Here is a 23,471-nt window from a genome sequence, read left to right as displayed (position 1 = left end):
AGTTGAGTTGATTCGTTCCCAACTACATACGGTGATGGAAAAGCCGATTCTGGTAATTATGAAATCCATTCACTTAGAAAGTTAGTTTTCTTATTCTTAGGCTATATACCCTGCCAAGTAAATAAATAATCTAATATAAATGGATAGTAAGACCACGAAAAAGATAACTTTCTATAATATGTCCCTAGCTCTTTTGCAGGAAGTAGATTTTTCGATTTTAAGTAATGGAACAAGGCAGAGTACGTACGATGAGATGATTAAGTTGTAATCATTCACCGAAAGTTCATTATCTCACAAAAAGTACCCTTCAAAAGATTCAACTCCATCCGATATAAGTAGAGTAGCTTACATTACAGATTATTTTTAGAAAATATATCCAGCACAAATATTTAAAATAGAAGGGAAGCGAATCTTTAAATTGAAATTTAAAAGTATACGCGCTAGAACATTAGTAGGGTTTTTCATTGTTATTGCTTTTGTTATTGGACTTGCAATAATGGGGTTCACCTCTATAACGCAAAATAATAATACGTTAAGGAACGTTGCAAATGAACACTTGCCTATGCTCATAGCGGATGAAAGCTTGACGACGAATTTCATCAATCGTGTGGCTAGTGTTCGCGGTTATTTGTTGACCGGAGATAATGAATTTAAGGAAACTTTTGATCATCTTACGGAAGAAGCGGTTGGTTATCAGGATTTCATTTTGGAAAGAAATAATTCTGAAGAAATGCAGCAGCTCGTTAATGGAGCTATTGAATGGCGTGAAATTATCATCAATGATGTATTTCCTCAATATGACCAAGGGAATGAAGAAGATGCCCTGCAAATATTTAGAGAGAATGCTGTCCCGATGGGGGAAGGCCTGATGGAAGGTTATCAGGAAATGGCAGACAATAGGGAGGAAACGATTCTAAGTGGTGCAGAGGATACAATTGCAGAAGGTGAACGAACATTAGTCGTTACACTGGTAATTTCGGTCGTAGCAATAATCCTTAGTATAGGCATTGCCATCTTGTTTGCCCGCATGATTGCAAATCCGATTAAAACAGTAATGGAACGGATGAATCAAATTGCGTCTGGCGATTTAAGTCAGGAACCGCTAGAAGTGAAGGCGGAAGATGAAACAGGACAATTAACGGAAGCGACGAATTTGATGAATAAAAATATGCGTGATTTATTGCAACGGATCAATACTGTATCTGAAACAGTCACGAGTCAAAGTGAAGAGCTCACCCAATCGTCCAATGAAGTAACGGAGAGCTCGGAGCAGGTGGCTGCAACAATGGAAGAGATTGCTGCGGGTTCCGAATCCCAAGCGAATAATGCATCAGATTTATCCGGTAATATGGCAGTATTTACATCGAAATTGCAAGAGACAAGTCAAGATGGTGAAGCGATTCAACAGACAGCATCTGAAGTATTAAATATGACAAATGAAGGTTCCGGGTTAATGGAATCCTCCATGCAACAAATGTCCAAAATTGACCAGGTCGTCCAGGAAGCTGTATTGAAAGTAGAAGGGCTGGATACCCATGCTCAGGAAATTTCTGAACTAGTTGTAGTGATTCATAATATCGCGGAGCAGACGAATTTGCTCGCTTTAAACGCGGCAATTGAAGCAGCGAGAGCAGGAGAGCATGGTCAAGGATTTGCGGTTGTTGCTGATGAGGTACGAAAGCTTGCTGAACAATCCTCCCAATCTGTAACGAGTATCACAGCTATTGTCGATCGTATCCAAAGTGAATCCAGCATAGTCGTTGAGTCGCTCAAAGCAGGGTACGCAGATGTCACCCAAGGTACGGAGCAGATTACGACGACAGGTGAAACGTTTGGAAGAATTACAGCATCTGTGACGAATGTTGTTAATAATATTACCGAAGTATCTCGAAATCTGCAGGAAGTAACAGAAAATAATGAACAGATGAACCGGGCGATTCAGGAAATTGCAGCCATCTCGGAAGAATCTGCTGCAGGGGTGGAGGAAACCTCTGCATCGATTGAACAGACAAGTTCTGCAATGGTTGAAGTTGCCGCAAGCTCCGATGAACTGGCGAAGTTGGCGGAGGAATTGAATGGGTTGGTGAATGAGTTTAAGTTGTGATTTTTTAAAAGGCTCTAAATAATATTCATATACATTTGAATTTAATATGCCTCTATACTAAATGGTTAATTGTATTTAAACTGTTTAGTATAGAGGTTTTTGTTTTAAGTAGATAATTATAAGTTTACTTAAAATACCACTTTCTCCATTGGGGTATATGATTCAATATTATTTATACACTCTAAAATATGACGTAAATAGACTTTGTCGTTCTTCATAGTCGAACAGCTCCGTTTAACACATCTTCTTTCATACTCCAATGAATCGAGTTTTCTGTTACGATATCAACGTTAACATCAAGCAAATCTTCAACTTCTTCTTTAAAGCGAATCATATCAAATAAACTTCTTCCTTTTTCAAATTCTACAAGTAAGTAAAAATCGCTTTCAGGTCCATCTTCAAGTCTTGCAACAGAACCAAAAACCCGTACATTTTGAATACCGTGTTCATCTGCTACTTTCAAAATCATATCACGCTTTTCTGGAAGATTATCATATAACACGAAGCATCCCTCACATTCTTAATTACTCAACGATTGATTTATACAATGGTGATGGAATGATTACTATTTCTTCAAATGTGGAAAATGTAGGGACTTCCATAGAGGATGAAGTAATTTTAACCTCTGTAAGAAATGGGGATTCGATATCAGAGGAGTCTGGTGATTTTTTAACATCTTATCTTCCAATGTACGATCCCATCCAACAGGAAGTGATCGGGATGATTGGCATTGATCAGGATATGTCCATCATTCATGATATAAATGCACAAATAGCTTGGATTGTTTGGGCGATTACAGTTGTCACACTGCTTATTGTTCTATTTGTAGCGATTCGTTTCAGCGGAAGCATTTCCCGTCCAATAAAATATATTACGCAAAGCATGGAGCGGTTATCAATTGGAAATCTAGCAGAACCTGTTCAGGCGAGTAACCGGAGATGGGGCGAGTGAATTAGCTGTAATGATGACGGAATTTGTTGAGCATGTGGAGGGCGCGAATAAGGAAGGAAAAGAAATTCGAAGCAGCACAAGCTGGAGAGAATAGAAAAGGATTCACCGTAGTTACGAATGAAGTAGGAAGCCTGGCCCAGCAAGTATCTCCGAAGAGTTCGCTGCTGGTATTGAAGAAATTTCAGATACAACGGAAGAATCGAATCAATCGATGGAACGCGTTGCGGAAGGTGCACGGAAACTTGCTGACTGATCCAACCATTTAGATCAAGAAGTGCAGCAATTAAGTTATAAAGTCGTAAGGAACAAGGAGAAAATCAATTATAACTATTCTTACCCTTGTAAATCAACCTGAAAATATGAGTAAATAAAGGTGTCGGACCGATAGACTCTTTCGGGAAGGAGGCTGATAATATTGATTACAGTTAGTGAGGTGATTTCCGCTTAGCGGGAATCACCAGCATGGGACCGCCTCAGCGCGGTCCCTAATTATTTAAAATTAATTTTGAGAAAATTAACATCTTTCCATCGTCTAGAAAATCGGTTATAATCAATGGTAAGTAATGAAAGAAACAGGTCATAAAGTTTAGTTGAACAGAATCAGGGATTTACGGACTGTCTATCCCCCGACTTCATATATTGAGTTTCCCTCATGTTCGGAGGTGGGGGTATTACAGACCGTTAATGCGTGATAAATTTAACAAGAAAGGAGTAGGATGAAAATGGACATTTTAACAAAGAACGGTTATTTAGATTTCCACATTTTCAAGGAGGAAGTTAAACATGCAGTACAAAAATGCAAAAGAGGTGCTTCCCCCTAGTTTGCTTAAAGAAATGCAGAAATATATCCAGGGAGATTTAATTTATATCCCGAAAGCGAAAAAAGAGCGAGCAGCTTGGGGAGAAGTGAGTGGATCAAGAGAATTGATCGCGAAACGAAATGAAGAAATATTTCAGTTATATAAGGAAGGCAAATCATTTGAAGAATTGGAGCAGAAATATCATTTATCCTTTGATACGATTCGGAAAATCATTTATAAAATGCGAAATAATTATAAATAAACAGTAACGGCGCGGAGTCCTAATCAGGAACTTCGCGCCGAATTTTTTGAAGAAGTATTGGGAGAGTTTGATTATAACCATTCTATCACTTGTTGCGCCGGTCAAATTCATGCATTAATAAGAGTATAGCAATTGATTATTCTGAAAGGGAGGTAATGGGGATGTTCATAACAATACGTGAGGTGGCTCTATTCTAGTCATTACCAAATTTCAGGTACATGCCGAAAACAAGCAGCCTTCCTCATCTTCAGCGAAATGATTAAGGGAGGAACAATCGTGCATATTGATATTGCTGTATATAAATGTATGGTCGATGAACGGCTGGAAAAAGTAAAAAAAGAAACGTATGGCAAAAAATGTTATTATGAGCAAGCGAGAAACGCTCATTTAAAAATGAAATTAATAATGTTGAACGTTTTTTTATAGATTGAAAAAAAGAGCCACTATCCAACTCCGGGTAGTGGCTTTTAAAATATAAAAAGGGTTGTGGAAAGAGAATTATAAACATGGACGTCATTCGACAGCATTCAGGAAGGAGCGTACCTTCCTTACTATATAACATGCATTTCCGATATTTTTGCTAGAGACATTGGTGCAATTCTGCTTAAATGTATGATTGTACATGAGCAAGTTACCCTTACTGTAAAGATATAGACAACAGCATAGTCAGCGGGCAGAACGGTATCATAGTCTAACATAGACATGTGAACAGGGAGGGGGAACTTATATGAGTGATTCAAAGCAGCAGCCGCTAAATAATAAGGTGGTAGAAGTTATGGTTAAAACCATATTGAGGAAAAATGGCGTGCAGCCTGACGAAGTGAAGAATAATATACCGGAAGAGCAGAAACAGATGATTAAAGAAATGGTAGAAGACCTAAAGAAGCAGGTTGAGGACTTCCAGCAAAATCAAGCAAAAGATAAGAGTGAATAAACAGTGAAAGCACCTGCAGCTAGGTGCTTTTGCTATTTTTATGAGACGTAGTGAATCTGTACAATCTTCTAGAGGAAAAAACCATAACAATATCATATAGCCAATAAGAAAGGAGTGTCAAAATGACGATTTATAGACATTCGGAATATGATTTCGATTTAAGCAGAGGAAAGGGAGATAGATATTCCTACTTTATGGAAGAACCATTAAGAAGCTGCAGCTGTGGCCATAGCTGTAGCGGGAAGTGTTCTAACGAATCTAGTAATCGCCCAACGGATACGCGGGCAGAATCCGACTTCACGAGTAACAACAATGCGTTTGAAATGCAAGAGGGCACAGAATTATCCTTCATGGATCAGGAATCAGCAGAACTAATTTGGGTGAAAGAATCATGTAATATCACAGTAAGCTCAACAGATACCCAAATTGGAGTATCCCTACAAGCGGCTCTACAGCTTGCCATTGCACTCGTTCTAAATATATCGATTGCTGATGGTACGCAACGTGATGCAGTTTCCCAAGAGCTGACGCAAAACTTTAATATGGCGCAGAAAAACAAGCAGAAAATCTTTATCTATAACACGAAAGATGCTGTTGTAACGACTAGAGATACAGACCTAGCGCTCAATCTCCAGTTAATGCTTCAAGTACTTGTTGCCTTGCTGCTATTGGTTGAAATTCTATAAAATGAAAAGAGGTGGATTTGATGTCGAAAGTGAAAGAATGGCGAGCATTAGACCATTGCGATGATAAAAGAAATAAGTCACAAGCTATCGAAGAGCAAGATGCGAATCAAACAAATATTACAAAACAGCAATCAGAAGAATGGATTGTTATTAAAGACTCGGAATATGTCCATGTAGAGACGACGGATACGCAAGCTGCAGCATCATTACAAATCGGAATCGAAGCGGCACTTGCTATTGTACTCCGCATAGCAATTGCGGATGATGGCCGAGTGGAAGATATTTTACAAGACTTTAACCAAATTACAAAAACAAGACAAAGCAACCGTCAAAAGACAATCGTCGAAAAATCAAAAGATGTCAATATCACAACAATTGATACGGATATTGCAATTAACTTGCAATTGCTCATTCAATTACTGCTTGCGGTTATCGTTTCGCTTGATATCCTTTAATGCCAAATAAGGAAAGAAAGGAATGAATCATCTTGCCGTCACTAACGAATAGGCAAAGAAATTTGTTGAACTTAATTAATCAGCTGTCCCAAAACACAAGCACTGTCCTTGAGAGTAGACCTGGTTTTGGGGTGGATTTCCCTTCGGTGGATCTCAACATTGATTTGGGTGGTATATCTACAACACCTTCTACTGGAACACCACCAGCAGGAGATGATCCAACAGTACCAACAACTCCAACAACAATGAGAGAATTATTAATGACTCTAGTAAACGAACAAATCGAAGTTGCTACTCCTTTTGGAAATGTAGCTGGATTACTGCTTGCTGTTAGAGATGACTATATCGTGCTTGTTGAAGACGGGGCACAAGTTTTGGTCCGAATGGAAGCAATTGAACTAGTCAGTGAACAATAAAGGAGGGTTTTACATGTTTGAAGCAACTTTTGCTGCTGAAATGGCTAAACGTATCGGATCAACTGTTGAGGTAGTAACTGACAATAATTTAATTGAAGGGATTTTATCCACTGTTACTGCTGACCTCGTGCTTGTTATCGAAGTTGACAATGGTTACGATAATCTCAAACAATATGTATCCGTTGATGCGATCAATTACACACGCTTCCCCACTGCAGCCTAATTAACTTAGACTATTCCAAATCAAAACAGCCCTGCCTCCATCAGACAGGGCTGTTTTATTTATTCCAAACGGACGATCACTTTCACTCAGTGTAAGTATCCGAAACCGAAACTCACTTCTGGAGGTCCGCAGTCCAGACACCTCTCGCACCTGCTGAGCGACCGGAAAGCATCCGTTCGCCGGGAAACTGAACGGCGGTAGAGTTCCAAAATTAATGAACGGGCCAAAACACTTACGCTGAATGAAAGTAAACAGTAGTTTTATTGTTACCCTGGAGAGGGGGATTGGGAAATCGGAACAATAATGAACAGTTGATTTTATTAAATCAAAGGTAAGAACTAAATGATGTCAGATTGCGAAAATCGAGTACAAAATAAATGATGAGGAATGAACATATAGATAATTGGTGTCGCACGGTTTAGGATGGATGAATCGATTCGCTGATTTTATTCACGAGCTCCAATGCTCGTTTTCCTTGTTCGCCTGATACAGCAGGTGTTTTATCAAATGTGATGCAATCGAGAAACGCTATTAATTGAAAATCTAACGGCTGAATGCTCTTGTCGATTGTGAGTGTTTTTGTCAAAGGAACTGCAATTTTCGGTGATAAGGGTGTTGCTGTTCTTGTTACTGTTATCGTGCTGTTCAGCAAATCAGCTTCAATCAACGCATCTTCTGTAAACACTTGGATCGTCCGGATCTTCCTTTTTGATTTGAAACTCGCAATCAGTTCCACGGTCACGCCTTGTGCTGATTCGAGAATCACAGACGCATGTTTCGTTGAATGACCTATAATATTTCCTAAAGCATAGAATTCCACTAATTTTTGTTGCAGCAGTTCATCTAAAATATAGAGGTCATGGATCATCAAATCTTTTACGACATCACTATCCTTCATTCTTTCATCGTATGGATTCAATCTTAAAAACGAGATGCCGATTACTTTTTCGTTTTCCAACTCGTTCTTCAAGATTGGGATGAGTGGATTGAATAGTTCAATATGTCCTACCTGCAGCTTCACTCCGGCTGCTTTCGCTTTTTCTATTAAATCATCAGCTTGCCAGGTGGTGCTTGTAATCGGCTTTTCGATCAACAGATGCGTTTTATTTCGGATGCATGCTAGACCGATATCATAATGGTATTCGGTAGGGACGGCAATGCTTACTGCATCTACAGTTTGGAGAAGTTCATCTAAGGAGAGAAAATGTTTCACTTGATATTTCTTGGCAATTTCTCTACATCTATCTTCATCCCTATCAAATATACCGACAAGCTCGCAATGATCTTGTAATGCTAGATATGTTTTCACATGATATTCTCCCATTTTTCCTGTTCCAATCACACCGACTTTCATAGATAAAATCTCCTCACTAATCATATCAATGTTTACTGTCATTCTATGCAAGGGACTCGAAACGAGATAGACTGCCATAATGAAAAATCTAAATTTGGCTCTTGTCTACGAGATAATATAAAGTGAAACTTCATTCAGTGGGGGCCTTATCTCCCCCACTGAATGTTAGTTGAACAGAATCAGGGATTTACGGACTGTTTATCCCCCACCACATATTAGGATTCCCCTTATGCTTAGATGGTGGGGGTATTACAGTCCGTTAATGCGTGAGAAAGGAGTTTATGAAACGATGCTGCATGTCTTATTTATTGGAGAAGACACCTCCCGCTTTCTGAATAGAAATTTTTATTATTTGGAAAAGGAATTGGCTAAACATGTTCACCTCACCATTTGGAGGAAAGCCGGCAATATCGGTTCTATTATAAATAAACTGAAGACAAAGCCGGATTTTATTTTAATCCTGAATGATATGGGGCAACACTTGTCCCCGATGATTAAAGGATTAAGGAATTGTACGATACCGATCGGTCTATTTGTGACAGATGTTCATCGGCTCGTTAAAATAAGGGAAAACTATATCATTAAAAATAAAATTGATTATATTTTTACAATCGGACGAGAGCAATCCGTCCAAACATATCCACAGCTTAAACATAAACTAGAATGGCTCCCTCACTTTATTCATCCAGGAATATATAAAGACTATTTATTAGAAAAGGATACGGAGCTCCTTTTGATAGGTGCTGTTAATAAGAATTACCCGCTTCGGGAGAAAATAGTAAATGCCTATTCCGATGATTCCCGTTTTGTCTATTACCACCACCCCGGATATCGTGATTTCAGCCAGAAAGAGGAGAACGAAAAATGGATAGGTGTAAGTTATGCCAAAGAACTGAATCGGACGAAGATTTTCTTCACCTGTCCCTCGAGCTACAACTACCCTGTAATGAAATATTATGAAGCTTTAGCCTGCAAAACACTCCTGCTAGCACCAACATTCAATGAACTGGAAGACTTGGGATTTATCCCAGGGAAACATTTCATCGCGATTGATGAAAGTAATTTTAAAGAAAGAGCCGCGTATTATTTGGTGCATGATAAAGAAAGGCAACGGATTACTGAGCAAGGATATGAGTTTATTCAGGAAAAGCATACGGTGAGTATCCGAGCGAAACAACTTGTGGAAAAAATGGAAAGTATTCTAGAAGACAAGTAAGAGAAAGGAGGAGTTGGTTTGCCTCATATGCCTCAAAGTACCCGTTTAGGACGACATGTTGTCATTGAAGACGGGGTGTCGATTGGTGAGCATGTGGTGATTGGTCACCATAGCGTGATTTTACAAGGAACACAAATCAGGGATCATGTCACGATTGGCAGCAATTGTGTCGTTGGTATACAACCGGCTGCAAATGAGAGAATGCGAAAAGATTCCGATGCAGAGCGCAATCTTGTTATTGAAGCCGGTACGAAAATTGGGAATCTCGTTTCACTTTATGCAGGCAGCACGATTGGGGAAACTGTTTTTATAGGAGATCATGCAAGTATTAGGGAAAATGTGCAAATTGAAGAAGCTTCAGTCATTGGCAGAGCTGCGATAATTGAGTTGAATACAACGATTGGAAAGAATTGCACAGTCCAGACTCAGGCCTATGTAACAGGTGACACAACGCTAGAGGACAATGTTTTTATCGGTCCGTGCGTATCCATGTCCAATGATAAATATATGGGAGCACAAGCTTATTCTTTAAAGGGCCCGATCATTAAACAAGGAGCAAAGATTGGTAATAATGCTTCCTTGTTGCCTGGAATAACGATTGGATCACATGCGATTGTCGGGGCAGGTGCTGTCGTTACGAAAGATATTGGTGCAAATACAATTGTTGCGGGTGTGCCGGCTAAGAAAATCGATGCATAACACGACATGCCTCTTCTTGATGGAAAGGATGAATTAAATTGTCCAAAAAAGTTTGTATGGTTGTTGCCTATCATCCATTTTTAGATGCAAGGATATTTAAAAAAGAAGCAAAAAGTCTGCAAAAAATGGGCTACGATGTGTCAATGATTGTTCCGAGGAAAAATGGGAATTTATTTGATATCGATGGCACGCCATTTAAGAAAAGCTACAAAAATAAGGTATTTACCCATGAAGGGATAAAAATAGTAACCTACCACAATGAAAATACAAGAAAATCATTGAATAAAGTGTTGAGCAGTGAAGAAGTCTGGGAAACGGAAGGCTTCAATAACCCGCTAACAAATCTGGCGCTGGCTGAAGATGCAGATATTTATCATACCCATGAATATTTATCTCTTTTTGCAGGGGTTGGTATTAAGCGGCGGATGCTGCAGGAGAAGGGGAAGAAAGTTAAATTAATATACGATAGCCATGAATTAACACCTGATCCAATTCATCCAAGAACTTCTGAAATGAAAAGGAAAACCTTAGAAGAGAAATTGTTAATTATGCTGAAAGAAGTAGATTATTTGATTACTGTTTCCGATTCAATCAAAGACTGGTATCTCGCGCGAATGCCAGATTTACCGATGGAGGTGATTTATAATTCACCACCACTTCTACAAGACGTTGAACCGAAAGCTTACGATGGAAATCAGTTGACGGTTGGTTATGAAGGAAATATTGCACAGCACAAAGGGAACAAGGAAAAGATTTTCGGTATTTCAGAAATTTGTTCTAAAAGATTAAATTTCCAATTTAAAATTATCGGTGGCAGCCAGTTTGGGAATCCACTTAAAATTCCGCAGCATCTTGCACCAATCATCAAGCAAACCGGTTGGGTGGATTACCATTCGATACCAGATCATATGCAAGCTATCGATATTGGGTGGATTGACTTGGAAGAAGTGCATTATTCACTCAATAGTGATTATGCCTTGCCGAATAAATTCTTCAGTTATCTGAATAACGGGGTCCCGGTTGTTGTGAATAAATGTCAGGAGATGGAGAATTTCATCCGGAAGCATAAGTGCGGTTATGTCATTCAAAAGCAGCAAGCGGATGCAACAGATTTTGCGAACGCATTTCTTTATCTCAAGCGCAATCCGGAAAAGTTAGCGAAGATGAGTAAGAATGGACGGAAGGTACTGGAGAAGATTTATTCATGGGAGGAAATGGAGAAACGTCTAGCTCGTGTGTACACAAAACTCTTGCCAACGCCGTAATAATAGGAAACGAGGTGAGGTCTATGCGCGTGTTGCATATTCCGGAGGGCGGTTTACCGATGATCAATCTATGCCGCTCGTTGCGCACGCATGGTATTGATGCGACTGCATGTCATTTTTATGCGAATCGTTACCAGTTTGAATCAGATATTTGCTTAAATCTGCAAGATATTCCAAAACATAAACGGATGGATCAGATTCAAAAATTCTTTCAGACAGCTATAAAAAATTATGATGTTTTTCATTTTCATTTTGGTGGGACATTCTTTCCGGATAAGCGCGATTTGGAAATGCTCCATAATGTGGGAAAGAAGCTGGTAGTCCATCACCGGGGATCGGATGCCCGTATCCTTTCAGTTGCAAAGGAGAAAAACCCATATGTCCGTGTGAAGCCTGAATGGACAGAAGAAAGAATAGGGGAGAATTTGACGAAGCTTTCGAAATACGTTGATCACGCAATTGCGCTTGATTATGAAATAGAAACTTATATAAAAGATTATTATGAGCATACCCATGTTATTCCCCACATCATTGATATCCATAAGCTGAAACCCAATTACCCTGCCATTAAAGAAACTCCCCTCATCGTGCACGCTCCGACCAAGCGGAATTTAAAGGGGACAGAGTTTGTTCTGGACGCTGTTCAGAAGTTGAAGAACGAAGGTGTGTCTTTTGACTTTAAGCTAATTGAAGGCTTGAATCACGCGGAAACGATGAAGCTGTTATCTGAAGCAGACATTGTGATTGACCAGCTACGAATTGGAGCAGCAGGATATCTTACCGCAGAAGCAATGGCCTTGGGGAAACCGGTTATCTGTTATATAAGGGAAGATCTTGTACGTAAATATCCAGAAGAATTTCCGGTTGTGAATGCTAACCCGGATAATATTGCTGAGGTACTGGGAAATTTGCTTCATAACCCAGCACGCTGGAAAGCATTAGGTGTTCAAGGCAGGGCTTATGTGAAAAAATATCACAGTGCAGCAAATGTCGTTCAACAATATATAGATATTTATAAGAAGTTATAAACAAAGGCGCAAGCGCCCTTACAGGCTAAGCACGCGACGTCCTGTCGCAACGCCTGTACTAGCACATCCTGTGCGTCGTAGCAATGTACAAACTGGAGCACTCCGAGGGGGAGATAAAGAAAACACGGCGACGTAAGGAGCTGAAGTTGACTTTCACCACAAGGGTATAAGTGCGACTAAGCCTCTGGCTGAAGCCAATCATTGGAGGAGTGTGAAGTTTGTCAATTGCAGGGCGCTAGAGCCGGATGTGGCTATTGCTGGGAATTCAAGTTATCCACAGCAATTTTGCTTTATAGTTTCTCATGCTAAAATAAAAGAGGTGAGCGAAATGCCACCTCTTTAACCATCCATTGCAATTTCCTTCATGAGTATATTGGTGATTTGCTGGGCTGTACCGCTTTGGTAGAGGGTTTGATTTGCTGGAGGCGGCTGTATATTTTCCACGGCATCTAGTATTGCTCGTGTCTCTGCACCAGCTAGTTTGTTCCAACCGCCTTCCACTGTCTCCAGCCACTCGGTTTCTTCTCGAAGCGTGATGCAAGGAACCTGGAGCATACAAGCTTCTTTCTGCAAGCCTCCTGAATCGGTAAGGATAATCCTCCCGTATGCAGCTAATGCGAGCATATCAAAATAATTTAATGGGTCAACGAGTTTAATATTGGGGGAACGGGTGACATCATTCAAGTGGAATGCTTTGATTTTACTCTTTGTCCTAGGGTGTAAGGGGAGGACGACAACTTTATCCAGCTGGCGAAAGGCCTCGAATATTGCTTGTAAGCGGGCTGGGTCATCTGTGTTCTCTGCTCGGTGTACCGTCGCTAAATAATAATCTTTTACCTTTAATTTTAAATCCGCTACTATAGATGAATGCTTCATGGCAAGAGGTTTAAAATGCGTGACGGTGTCGTACATGATATCTCCGGTCTGATAAACTCCCTTATGAATCCCTTCATTAAATAAATTCTTCACGGCACCATCCGTCGGGCAAAACAAATAATCAGATAAGTGGTCGGTTATGATTCGATTGATTTCTTCCGGCATCTTTTTATTAAAACTGCGCAGACCGGCTTCGATATGGGCAATGGGGATATGGAGTTTCGCTGCTGCGAGGCTCCCGGCAACAGTAGAGTTTGTGTCACCATATACAATCACGATATCCGGTTGTATTGTCATCATTAACTTCTCCAATTTCTGCAGCATGTTCGCCGTTTGTTCACCATGGGGTCCGGAACCGACATGCAGATTATAATCCGCTTCCGGAAGATTCAACTGCTTAAAAAAAATATCAGACATATTATAGTCATAATGTTGTCCCGTATGAACAATAATTTCTTCGATGGAAGGATGTTGTTTAAACGTTTTAGACAACATACATGCTTTAATAAACTGGGGTCTAGCACCTACAATCGTCAAAACTTTCATCAGCTATTTTCCTTTCTCAGGCAATTTCTATAGTTTATTCTTGAAGTTTTCAGTTGTTCAGGCGTTCGTGAAATAGGGGGGATAATCGTGAAACATATATGTATATTAGTGTCGGAACATCCTTTTTTAGATGCGAGAATCTTTAAAAAGGAAGCTAAGAGTCTCGTAAAAGCTGGATTTCAAGTGACGATGATTGTGCCTCGGAGGAATGGCTATTTATTCGATGTGGACGGGACGCGGTTTAACGAGCATTTCAGGGAGGAACAATTCTTTTATGAAGGTATCAAAATCATAACATATGAACAAATCCACCATGAAAAACAGTTGAAAAAACGATACACAACAATCCGAAAAAGTAAAGTCGCTCCTGATCCTGACCGATTCATCCAATTGGCAATTGCTGTACAGGCGGATATTTACCATGCCCATGAATTTTACTCTTTATATGCTGGTGTCCAAGTGAAGCGGAAACTTTCTTTATTAGGGAAGCAAATTAAATTAATATATGATAGTCATGAAATCGATCCAGATCCACTCATGCAGCAAGCAAGACGGAGAAAGCAAATCAAGCGCGACATGTTAAAGGAAATGTTAAAGGAGACAGACTTTGTAATCACTGTATCTGAATCGATTAAACGAGACTTCCTCTCGATGAACGCCACATTGCCAGTAGAGATTATTTATAACGCACCTCCGCTTAGTAAGGATTATCATCCAGGCCAAGGAAAAAATGAACAGCTCATTCTCGTGTATGAAGGCGTGATGAATGAAAAAAGAGGTAACTTCCGCAAATTAATGAAGATAATAGAATTGTGCAATGAACATTTTCCGCTTCAAGCCATTTTGATTGGAGGAAATAAAAAATCAGAGAGCCCACTCCAAATCCCTTCTCATTTAAAGGATAAGATTATCCTGACCGGCTGGGTCGATTATAAAGAAATACCGGAAAAGATGAAAGGAGCAGATTTGGGCTGGGTGGATTTAAATGCGAACGGTTCATTGAACAATCGATATGCTATGCCGAATAAATTCTTCAGCTATTTAAATCATGGCCTTCCAGTAATTGTGAATCAATGTGACGATATGGAGGAATTTATTAAGAAATATGATTGCGGTTATATCGTGAAAGGCCGTGAAGCAACTGCGGAAGATTATGCTGAAAGCTTGTGCGAGCTCCATGCAAACCGATCATCTATTCATATGATGAGTCGACAAGCAAGGAAGGTGATGGAGGAGAGGTTCAGTTGGGAACAGATGGAAAAACGGCTTCTATCTATTTATCACGGATTAACGGTCTGTAATCCTCCCACTGAATGAAGTTTCACTATTATGAAGGGCTGAACCAGGGCGACTGAATGATGAGGATAAACCATATTCCATGTTTCTAATCATTCGTACAATCGATGCAACAATATCAGACATAAAGTATCACATACTAATGAAGAAATGAGGGAATGGTATGGCAGACAATCCTCAGACGTCTACCGAATCAATAGCGGTAGTCGGACTTGGCAAAATTGGACTGACATTAGCAGCAGTGTTCGCTAATAATGGATTTCATGTACGTGGTGCAGATATTAATGAAGCAGTTGTATCGTCGATTAATCAAGGAATCTCCCATATAACGAATGAGCCGGGTCTGGAAAAATTAGTCGCGCAAGCTCATCAAAATAATATGTTGTCTGCAACGAAGCAAACTTCGGAGGCAGTTAAACAATCGAATATCATTATCGTAATCGTCCCCGTTCTCGTTGATGATGAAAATCATACAGACTATCAATTCATTGATCAAGCAGTGCTGGAAATAGCAAAAGGATTAAAGAAAGGCTCTCTTATCATATTTGAAACAACACTTAGCCCCGGCGATACGCGCAATAGATTCGGTACAAAAATAGAAGAAGTTTCCGGATTGAAAATGGGGAAAGATTTCTCTCTTGCCTATAGTCCAGAAAGAGTTTATTCGAATCGTATTATTCAAGATCTAGAGAGCTACCCTAAAGTCGTTGGCGGATTGGATGAGAAAAGTCTAGCATTAGCAAAGCAATTTTACACAAAGGCACTAGGTTGCGAGTTGATAGCTGTCAGTACTCTCGAAACAGCCGAGTTTTCTAAAGTTGCAGAATGTGTTTATCGGGATGTGAACATAGCCCTTGCAAATGAATTAGCTATGTTTGCAGATGAAAAGAATGTTGATATGAGTGAAGTGATTACAGCAAGTAATAGTCAGCCTTTTTCACATATTCACCATCCCGGCATTGGTGTTGGTGGTCATTGTATCCCGATTTATCCTTACTTTTTTATTAATAAAGGACTAACAAGTGGATTAACCCCCTTAGCACGAACGATTAATGACCAAATGGCAGACTATTCCCTCATGAAGATGGAACGCGTACTCGGTAGTTTTCGAAATAAAAACATTCTAATTCTCGGACTTTCCTACCGGGAAAATGTGAAAGAACCTACAAAATCCACAACACTCTTGCTCATCGAAAAACTGAAAGAAGAAAAGGCAAATATATTTGTCCATGATCCTCAGTTTACAGCAAATGAAATTGAACAATATGCTGTCCGTCCTTTACAGTTGGAAGATGCGTTGGTTGAAGAGATGGACGCTGTTATTATTCAAGCCTTTCATAAAGAGTATGAAAATCTGGATTTTAAAGCATTCACTAATTGCAAGCTTGTTATGGATGGGCGAAATAAAATAAAGAAAGATAAAATAACTACATTAAATATGACGCATATCGGAATCGGAAATGGCAGGAGGGACTCCAATGAAGGAAGAAACAATGGATCCAATTCCAATGGTTGATTTACAGGCAGAATTGAATTTATTACGCAATCCCATCCTTGAAATGATAACAGAAGTGTTGGACAGCGGGAACTATGTACTTGGGAAAAAAGGTGAAACGCTTGAAAAATTGGTTGCAGATTATGTAGGAGCGAAACATGCTCTCGGGGTAGCGAATGGTACGGATGCGTTAGTCCTAGCGTTAAAAGCATTGGATATCGGATCTGGTGATGAAGTAATTACAACACCATTCACCTTTTTTGCCACGGCGGAGGCAATTGCTGAAGTAGGGGCACGACCTGTATTTATCGATATTGAAGCAGATACTTATAACTTAGATCCCTCTAAAATCGAAGCAGCTATTACCCCGAAAACAAAAGCAATCATTGTTGTCCACTTATACGGAAAGGCAGCAAATATGAAGGAAATCCTGTCTTTAGCCAGAAAATACAATCTGCGAATCATTGAAGATGCTTGTCAGGCAATTGGCACGGAGTTTGAAGGAAAACGGGTAGGTGCAATTGGAGATATTGGTTGTTTTTCTTTTTTTCCATCAAAAAACCTTGGTGCTTTCGGGGATGCAGGTCTAGTTACGACAAATCAAAAAACGCTCCACGACACGATGTTGAAGCTTCGCAATCATGGGAGCGATAAAAAATACCATCATTCATTAATTGGTATGAACAGCAGATTAGATGAGATGCAAGCAGCTATTTTACTCGTCAAATTATATTATTTAGATATTTTCTTGCATAAGCGAAAAGAAGTTGCGAGAAGATACACGGAATCTTTACCTGAATTTTTGCGGAAACCGAACGTTTCGAGTAGTCGGGAGCATACTTTCCATCAATATTGTATAGAACTGGATGAGCGTGATAAATTGGCAGCTGAGCTGGATAAAAATCATATTGCCTCTGCGGTTTATTATCCGAAGCCCTTACATGTACAGGAAGCTTTCCGCTATTTGAATTATAAAAAAGGCGATTTCCCAATTGCAGAACGGGCAGCAAGTCGTATTCTAGCCCTCCCGATTTATCCGATGATGACTTACGAGCAGCAAGACTATATTATTTTAACGATAAAGAAGTTCCTAGAAGGCGAGAAGGACAAGTAAACTACAGTCTATATAAATGATTTAAAAATTGATTCCAGAGATTTTCATTTTTCCTTGTAATACTTTCCTCATGTTTTCGGATATTATAAACGGTAAAGTTTTTATATTGAAAACGGTATGTTTTTAGCAAACGGTGCAACACACTTACATCCTCAAACAATCTGCCATTTTTAAAAGGAATGACGGGAAACCCGCCAACTGCTTTCAATGCGGATGTCCGGTAGACTCGTGGACCAAGCGGAAAGGGGTAGGATAATAAAGCTTTTCTTCCATGGACTGGTCTGCCTGTCGCTATGTTCTGGAAAAGAATATTACCTTCCCGTTGCTTCCATCTCCGGAAATTTCCATATAAGACGGCGACATCCTCAGGTAAATGAAGGAGATGACTTTTGATAACAGAGATGGCATCCGCATCGAGCCAGTCATCCGCATCCAATTCCAAAATAAAATCAGAAGTAACATATGGTAATAAATCATTCAACGCCCTCGCTTTTCCTTCATTCTGTTTCCTGAATAATTGGATGTCCGGTTCACGCTGCCAGTTTTTTAGTTGATTGTAAGAATTGTCGGTAGAACCATCATCCATAATGCAAATTTGTTCTGGTCTTTCGGTTTGAAAAAGGCAAGAGGTAACAGCGGTTTCCACATAATTTTCCATATTATAATTTGCCATCAGTATGGTGAGACTGGGGTGTTCTGTGGAGGTTTTCTTGTAGTGATACTTTTCAAGTAATCGAAGTTTTTCCATCCGGTCCCGGCTTGTATTTTCTTTCGCTCGGTTAACTAGATTTTTTTTATTTGTTTTCAAAGTATCATCGATGGTGGAAAGCCATGTGGAAAAAATGGCTTCTTTGAATGGGAGTTGATGATCGAGTAAAAATGGCTGTTTCTGTAAATAAGTTGTCCGGGCTAAGAAGGGGGAAGGGATTGAAAGAGTTTTTACTGAATAGATATGATTCATTACATTCTGGGACGACTTCAATTGGAGTGAGTCATCTTTAATTGTAGGGGAAAGATACTCGGATTGTTTTAGAAAAAGAATGTATTCGCTTTTTTGTTGCGCGATTATTTTATTTAACAGCTTTCCAAACCCATTCGGCTGGTAGATATGAATCGTTATATTCGGAAAAAGACTTGGATTCGCGGGTGCCGGGAGCGGTACATTTTTTTCTTGCAGGATAGTGATGGAGTGCAGCTTGGAAGCAAGGTTATGCAGTGAGTTTAATGCCCGGTGCAGGTGTGCGGAATTCGGATAGTCCATTAGAATAGCACTGATTGCTTTCATATGGATACCTCCATTCTGGTTATCCATTATATATATGAGAGGATTGGATTTTTATAACCCTTCTAAGATTGTAGTGTTCGAGCACTTCCCCAGTTGCTGCATCAATGACACTAAACAGATGCTTCGAAGGTGTACTTACACTACCTAATCCATCGGTATATGCATAGATATAGTCATCCGTATACACGTTATACATTGTATATGTATGATTATTTTCTTCGGTTTCTCTGTCAGCAATTGTTCCATAAGCATCTGTCCAAAGAAGCTCATATGTAGTTGCATCGTAAGCCATTATACCATTTTCCATTTTAATAAAGAGACGATGATTGACCAAATCAAGTGTTACATCGTGTTCATCATACACGTGGTCAATCTCGACGATCTCTGTCAGTTCTTCCTGCATTCCGTCTTCTTCATGGAAAAAACAACTTGAATTTCTCCATCACCATAGTCTGAAGCATTCACTAGACCATAAAACACGTCGCCAGTATTTTCTTCAGCATCCAAGCACCCTTTCTCTAGATAAATTCGTTTTTAATGATACGATCGAATCTGAAAGGTGCTTCATGCTCAAATATAGGGAAGGGGCAGATTATGAACTGGGAAAAAAGAGCTAACAGCGGGGAGTAAGTATGATAACTTTATCTGAAAGTTTAATCGCTAGATCGAGTATCTATCTTGTGATGGTACGAATTTCAACTTCTTTTCCGTATTTTCGGCGGATCGCCTTCCTTGCCTCGATTTGAGTTCTGGCATAAACGGGGATATTTTTTGTATCATTTTCTTTCTCGATTGTTACGTGAAAACACTTTTCGCCGCAGCGCATGGTGGATACCTCCTAAGTTTATTTTATTTGGTTCTTCAATTGTACCGGTAAGGGAAGGAGATGTGAAGAAAATGGTTTTTGAGAAAATAACGTGACAATTTAGTAGTGCTTTACATTATCACGTAGATGTCAATATGTGGTTTAGACGTTTGCACGATTCCTTATCCATCAAGCAATCCCTCCCACTCATAAATTTTAGTGAAACAAAGGCTTATTTCTACTTATCCCAACACCCCATCAACAACTGAATCGCTTCCTCCAATTCCGCTTCCGGGATACTTGCAAATCCAAGTAAAATAATCGGTTCTACACCGAATTGCTTTTCCATCACATAATAGGACAGTGGGTAAATTTTTAAATCGGCTTCGGAAGCTTTTTCAACAAGCTCTGCATCCGACATGCCGTTTTTTATCTTCAATACGACATGGAATCCGGATAAGTCCCCGATCACTTCGACAAAGTTCTTAAAAGAAGCAAGTGTATCTATTGTCAATTCCATTTTCCTCCGGTACACATTCCGCATCCGATTGAGATGTCTTTCAAAATCGCCTTCCCGCATAAATTGCGTGAGAATATGCTGGTCAATTCGGGAAACGGAGCACTGGAAATAAGATAATTTTTTTCGGTAAAGCTTCATCAAATGCTTCGGCAGCACCATATAGCTGATTCGAATGGACGGGATCAGTGATTTGGAAAAGGTGCCAAGATAGACGACTTTTTCATTCTGGTCTAAGCTTTGCAGGGAGGGAATCGATTTTCCAGTATAGCGGAATTCACTGTCATAATCATCTTCAATGATATAGCGATCATCCATCTCCGCTGCCCAGTTCAGTAATTTAATCCTGCGGTTCGCTGAAAGGACGGAACCAAAAGGGAATTGCCGTGACGGGGTGACGTACATGATATCAATCGGTGTCCGCTCTAGTTTCTGAATCTTGACGCCGTCGTTATCGACTTGTAAAGGATACACTTTATTCGGATAGTGCTTGAGCATCCGTGACATGACGTGATAACCGGGGTCTTCCACACCATAAGTCGTCGTATTCCCCATAAGTAGGATAAATTGCTGCAATAGCGTCTCAATACCGGCTCCGAGAATAATGTCGTCGGGGGAGCATTGTACCCCGCGGGCTTGGTAAATATAAGTTGCGATTTCTTCTCTTAGACTAAGCTCTCCCTGTGGATCTCCCATGAGAAGTAATTTTTGATTGTCCTTCGTTATAATATCTTTCGCGTATTTCCGCCATTTGGCAAAGGGAAAATGCTCGGTATCAATCCAGCTTGGATGGAAATCATAACGGAATTGTTTTTGTTTGGTTTGATATTCTTGAATCGTTCGCGCTGGCTGTATATATTCGAGGTCTTCCGAGGCGAGGACGAAATAGCCTCTTCTTGGTTTTGCCTCAAGATAACCTTCCGCGACTAATTGGTCGTATGCTTGTTCAATCGTGTTCTGACTTATCTTTAAGAAATCCGCAAGTTTACGTTTCGATGGTAGCTTCGAGCCATATCTAATTCTTCCTTCCATAATTTCTTTTTTTATAAAATTATATAATTGCTCATAGAGCGGGATCTCGCTTTCACGCTCTAAATGACAAGTTAACATATCCATTTAGGGACCTCCTTGTAATCTGACCCTATCAAAAGGTGATAATCTGATTCTTTTAATGGTATCACTATATCTTTATAATAAACTAAAATCTAAATAAATCAAAGGAGTGGTCCAGTTGGCAATTCAGGGACTGACAAAACACGCGGAAGTATTGGAGAAAATTAAAACAGGCGGGGTCATCATGGACGTCGTTAATGCGGAGCAGGCAAAGATTGCGGAAGAAAGTGGTGCAATTGCTGTCATGGCATTAGAACGTGTGCCTTCAGATATCCGAAAAGCGGGTGGAGTAGCGCGGATGGCAGATCCACGCATTGTTGAGGAAGTAATTCAAGCAGTAAATATTCCGGTCATGGCAAAGGCGCGAATCGGCCATATTGTTGAAGCACGCGTGCTGGAAGGGCTTGGAGCAGATTTCATTGATGAAAGTGAAGTGCTCACACCTGCAGATGAAGAATTCCATTTGCTGAAAAGTGATTTTACCGTACCATTTGTTTGTGGTGCAAGAGATTTAGGGGAAGCTGCTCGCCGAATCGGGGAAGGTGCTTTAATGATTCGTACGAAAGGTGAACCTGGAACAGGAAACATTGTGGAAGCTGTTCGTCATATGCGCCAAGTGCAAGCGCAAGTGCGGAAAGTTTCGGTAATGAATGATGATGAACTAATGACTGAAGCAAAGATTCTTGGTGCTCCTTATGAAATTTTAAAACAAATAAAAGAAGCAGGCAGATTACCGGTAGCGAACTATGCAGCAGGAGGGGTTGCAACTCCGTCTGACGCAGCATTAATGATGGAACTCGGTGCAGATGGTGTATTTGTCGGTTCAGGAATTTTCAAATCGGAAAACCCAGAAAAATTCGCCAAAGCAATCGTTCAAGCAACAGCAAATTACCAGGACTATGAATTAATCGGCCAACTATCCAAAGAATTAGGTTCCGCCATGAAAGGAATCGACATCTCCACACTAAACGAACACGAAAGAATGCAAGAACGCGGCAAATAATTGAAGCGGGACACTGGGGTCAGAGCATTTGTCCCAAAACTGGGACAAATGCTCTGACCCCATGTTCCATTTCCTTCAATATTTAAGTGAATGGATCTCCATATCTTTATTCGTTTCAATTGTTTCAATGAACTTTTGCAAGGTATTGGTGAAAAATGTATCCTTTCTCCGGATGAACATTGTTTTTACTTTACTGTACTCGTCCGGCAAAGAATAACAGGAGATAAGCCCGCTTTCTTCCAAGTGCGTAACCGATGACCGCGGGACAAAAGCAATGCCGAGCCCAACGACGACACTACGTAGAATCGTCTCCAATGTTCCGAACTCCATCATTTTCTTCGGATGCATGCTTTGATCCTCATACCAAGATTCCAAACGGGAGCGGTACCCACAGCCTTTTGAAAAACAAAGAACGGGTTCTTCATGGATCGCATCAGTCAAATCTGCTTCATAATGGGCAATAAGTACGAGTTCTTCTTCAATCACCTCGTGAGCCGCAATTTCTGGAGAAAAGTTCCCTGCTGTCACAAAAGCCCCATCTAACTGTTGCTCCAATACTTGCTTCTCCAATTGGCCAGTCACTCCGGAATACAGAGATAAATCGACATTTTTATATTTTTTATCGAATGCAGCAAGGATATTTGGCAGTTGGAAGACCGTTTCGATGGTGCCAATTTCGAGTCTCCCGGCAGGCTCTTCTTTACTTTGCACCGCTTTCTTCATTTCCTTTGCGAGTAATGTAATTTCCTCACCATATGTCAAAAGCTTTTTCCCTTCTGGTGTCAGCGTCATACCACGCCGGTGCCGATTAAATAATGGAGTATTCAATTCTTCTTCCAATTTTTGAATCCGGGATGTGATATTGGATTGGACGTAGCGAAGTTCTTTCGCCGCAGCTGTAATCGTCCCCTTTTCAGCGACGACTTGGAATATTTCCAAATCCTTCAGCTCCATTGCATTCCCCCCCTTATGTCTATATATAATTTTATGGTATCACCAAAAATGATGGATGTCATCATTTTAATTCG

Annotated in this window: 26 protein-coding genes; 18 read left to right on the top strand and 8 right to left on the bottom strand. The window is 40.1% G+C overall.

Annotated elements, in window-relative coordinates:
* Positions 1–418: 418 nt before the first annotated feature.
* The gene (locus LZD48_RS08235; protein WP_235762243.1) at positions 419–2,104 is read left to right on the top strand and encodes a methyl-accepting chemotaxis protein; all 1,686 of its coding nucleotides are present in this window, start codon (positions 419–421) and stop codon (positions 2,102–2,104) included.
* A 214-nt stretch (positions 2,105–2,318) separates the two neighbouring features.
* Here LZD48_RS08235 and LZD48_RS08230 read toward each other — a convergent pair whose 3' ends face one another.
* Complete coding sequence (locus LZD48_RS08230) at positions 2,319–2,606, bottom strand: nucleotidyltransferase family protein (RefSeq protein ID WP_235762242.1); 288 nt, start codon at positions 2,604–2,606, stop codon at positions 2,319–2,321.
* Positions 2,607–2,662: 56 nt separating this feature from the next.
* Between LZD48_RS08230 and LZD48_RS08225 the strand changes: the two genes are divergently transcribed.
* From LZD48_RS08225 to LZD48_RS08185, 9 genes are all read left to right on the top strand, one after another.
* Positions 2,663–3,055, top strand: coding sequence for a sensor histidine kinase (locus LZD48_RS08225; RefSeq protein ID WP_235762241.1), 393 nt, complete (start codon positions 2,663–2,665; stop codon positions 3,053–3,055).
* Positions 3,056–3,078: 23 nt separating this feature from the next.
* Positions 3,079–3,321 carry a hypothetical protein gene (locus tag LZD48_RS08220; RefSeq protein WP_235762240.1) on the top strand — a complete coding sequence of 81 codons (243 nt, stop codon included), beginning with the start codon at positions 3,079–3,081 and terminating at the stop codon, positions 3,319–3,321.
* A gap of 517 nt (positions 3,322–3,838) precedes the next feature.
* Entirely contained in the window at positions 3,839–4,117 is a 279-nt protein-coding gene (locus LZD48_RS08215) for a CD3324 family protein (RefSeq protein WP_235762239.1), read from the top strand.
* A gap of 276 nt (positions 4,118–4,393) precedes the next feature.
* On the top strand, positions 4,394–4,543 hold the full coding sequence (locus LZD48_RS08210) for a hypothetical protein (protein WP_235762238.1): 150 nt from the start codon (positions 4,394–4,396) through the stop codon (positions 4,541–4,543).
* A 301-nt stretch (positions 4,544–4,844) separates the two neighbouring features.
* Entirely contained in the window at positions 4,845–5,051 is a 207-nt protein-coding gene (locus LZD48_RS08205) for a spore coat protein (RefSeq protein WP_235762237.1), read from the top strand.
* A gap of 122 nt (positions 5,052–5,173) precedes the next feature.
* The gene (locus tag LZD48_RS08200) at positions 5,174–5,737 is read left to right on the top strand and encodes a spore coat protein (RefSeq protein ID WP_235762236.1); all 564 of its coding nucleotides are present in this window, start codon (positions 5,174–5,176) and stop codon (positions 5,735–5,737) included.
* Between the two features lie 20 nt (positions 5,738–5,757).
* Positions 5,758–6,192: a spore coat protein gene (locus tag LZD48_RS08195; protein WP_235762235.1), complete on the top strand. Its 435-nt coding sequence runs from the start codon at positions 5,758–5,760 to the stop codon at positions 6,190–6,192.
* 146 nt (positions 6,193–6,338) lie between these two features.
* Positions 6,339–6,608, top strand: coding sequence for a DUF2642 domain-containing protein (locus tag LZD48_RS18910; RefSeq protein ID WP_235762234.1), 270 nt, complete (start codon positions 6,339–6,341; stop codon positions 6,606–6,608).
* A gap of 13 nt (positions 6,609–6,621) precedes the next feature.
* Positions 6,622–6,831 carry a hypothetical protein gene (locus tag LZD48_RS08185; protein WP_235762233.1) on the top strand — a complete coding sequence of 70 codons (210 nt, stop codon included), beginning with the start codon at positions 6,622–6,624 and terminating at the stop codon, positions 6,829–6,831.
* Between the two features lie 418 nt (positions 6,832–7,249).
* On the opposite strand, the gene LZD48_RS08180 is transcribed toward LZD48_RS08185, so the two are convergent.
* Positions 7,250–8,209: a Gfo/Idh/MocA family protein gene (locus tag LZD48_RS08180; protein ID WP_255770958.1), complete on the bottom strand. Its 960-nt coding sequence runs from the start codon at positions 8,207–8,209 to the stop codon at positions 7,250–7,252.
* A 205-nt stretch (positions 8,210–8,414) separates the two neighbouring features.
* Between LZD48_RS08180 and LZD48_RS08175 the strand changes: the two genes are divergently transcribed.
* Genes LZD48_RS08175 through LZD48_RS08160 form a run of 4 tightly spaced genes read left to right on the top strand, consistent with a single transcriptional unit; the run spans position 8,415 to position 12,393 of the window.
* A complete protein-coding gene (locus tag LZD48_RS08175) occupies positions 8,415–9,401 on the top strand; it encodes a glycosyltransferase (protein WP_235762231.1) in 987 nt (328 codons plus the stop codon).
* A gap of 27 nt (positions 9,402–9,428) precedes the next feature.
* Positions 9,429–10,100: an N-acetyltransferase gene (locus tag LZD48_RS08170; protein ID WP_235762302.1), complete on the top strand. Its 672-nt coding sequence runs from the start codon at positions 9,429–9,431 to the stop codon at positions 10,098–10,100.
* A 38-nt stretch (positions 10,101–10,138) separates the two neighbouring features.
* Positions 10,139–11,365 carry a glycosyltransferase gene (locus LZD48_RS08165; RefSeq protein WP_235762230.1) on the top strand — a complete coding sequence of 409 codons (1,227 nt, stop codon included), beginning with the start codon at positions 10,139–10,141 and terminating at the stop codon, positions 11,363–11,365.
* A gap of 23 nt (positions 11,366–11,388) precedes the next feature.
* On the top strand, positions 11,389–12,393 hold the full coding sequence (locus LZD48_RS08160) for a glycosyltransferase family 4 protein (RefSeq protein ID WP_235762229.1): 1,005 nt from the start codon (positions 11,389–11,391) through the stop codon (positions 12,391–12,393).
* Between the two features lie 339 nt (positions 12,394–12,732).
* Here LZD48_RS08160 and wecB read toward each other — a convergent pair whose 3' ends face one another.
* A complete protein-coding gene (gene wecB, locus LZD48_RS08155) occupies positions 12,733–13,815 on the bottom strand; it encodes a non-hydrolyzing UDP-N-acetylglucosamine 2-epimerase (RefSeq protein ID WP_235762228.1) in 1,083 nt (360 codons plus the stop codon).
* 87 nt (positions 13,816–13,902) lie between these two features.
* Between wecB and LZD48_RS18905 the strand changes: the two genes are divergently transcribed.
* From LZD48_RS18905 to LZD48_RS08140, 3 genes are all read left to right on the top strand, one after another.
* The gene (locus LZD48_RS18905; protein ID WP_235762227.1) at positions 13,903–15,132 is read left to right on the top strand and encodes a glycosyltransferase; all 1,230 of its coding nucleotides are present in this window, start codon (positions 13,903–13,905) and stop codon (positions 15,130–15,132) included.
* A gap of 142 nt (positions 15,133–15,274) precedes the next feature.
* Positions 15,275–16,627 carry a nucleotide sugar dehydrogenase gene (locus tag LZD48_RS08145; protein WP_235762226.1) on the top strand — a complete coding sequence of 451 codons (1,353 nt, stop codon included), beginning with the start codon at positions 15,275–15,277 and terminating at the stop codon, positions 16,625–16,627.
* Positions 16,590–17,720 (top strand): DegT/DnrJ/EryC1/StrS family aminotransferase, encoded by a 1,131-nt coding sequence (locus LZD48_RS08140; protein ID WP_235762225.1) that lies wholly within the window; start codon positions 16,590–16,592, stop codon positions 17,718–17,720. Before LZD48_RS08145 ends, LZD48_RS08140 begins: the two co-directional genes overlap by 38 nt.
* Position 17,721: 1 nt before the next feature.
* Here LZD48_RS08140 and LZD48_RS08135 read toward each other — a convergent pair whose 3' ends face one another.
* The 4 genes from LZD48_RS08135 to pdxR all read right to left on the bottom strand — a co-directional run bounded on the left by LZD48_RS08135 (position 17,722) and on the right by pdxR (position 21,443).
* Positions 17,722–19,005, bottom strand: coding sequence for a glycosyltransferase family 2 protein (locus LZD48_RS08135; protein ID WP_235762224.1), 1,284 nt, complete (start codon positions 19,003–19,005; stop codon positions 17,722–17,724).
* Between the two features lie 19 nt (positions 19,006–19,024).
* Positions 19,025–19,408 carry a hypothetical protein gene (locus LZD48_RS08130; protein WP_235762223.1) on the bottom strand — a complete coding sequence of 128 codons (384 nt, stop codon included), beginning with the start codon at positions 19,406–19,408 and terminating at the stop codon, positions 19,025–19,027.
* A 270-nt stretch (positions 19,409–19,678) separates the two neighbouring features.
* Positions 19,679–19,831 carry a hypothetical protein gene (locus LZD48_RS08125; RefSeq protein WP_235762222.1) on the bottom strand — a complete coding sequence of 51 codons (153 nt, stop codon included), beginning with the start codon at positions 19,829–19,831 and terminating at the stop codon, positions 19,679–19,681.
* 217 nt (positions 19,832–20,048) lie between these two features.
* Complete coding sequence (gene pdxR / locus LZD48_RS08120; protein ID WP_235762221.1) at positions 20,049–21,443, bottom strand: MocR-like pyridoxine biosynthesis transcription factor PdxR; 1,395 nt, start codon at positions 21,441–21,443, stop codon at positions 20,049–20,051.
* A gap of 115 nt (positions 21,444–21,558) precedes the next feature.
* On the opposite strand from pdxR, the gene pdxS reads away from it, so the two are divergent.
* On the top strand, positions 21,559–22,443 hold the full coding sequence (gene pdxS, locus LZD48_RS08115) for a pyridoxal 5'-phosphate synthase lyase subunit PdxS (RefSeq protein WP_438822751.1): 885 nt from the start codon (positions 21,559–21,561) through the stop codon (positions 22,441–22,443).
* A 75-nt stretch (positions 22,444–22,518) separates the two neighbouring features.
* Here the strand turns inward: pdxS and LZD48_RS08110 are convergent, their stop codons facing one another.
* Positions 22,519–23,397: a LysR family transcriptional regulator gene (locus tag LZD48_RS08110; RefSeq protein WP_235762220.1), complete on the bottom strand. Its 879-nt coding sequence runs from the start codon at positions 23,395–23,397 to the stop codon at positions 22,519–22,521.
* Positions 23,398–23,471: the final 74 nt, after the last annotated feature.

Source organism: Oceanobacillus alkalisoli (assembly GCF_021556485.1).
GTDB lineage: Bacteria > Bacillota > Bacilli > Bacillales > Amphibacillaceae > Oceanobacillus > Oceanobacillus alkalisoli.
This window is presented reverse-complemented; position numbering and strand designations above follow the sequence as displayed.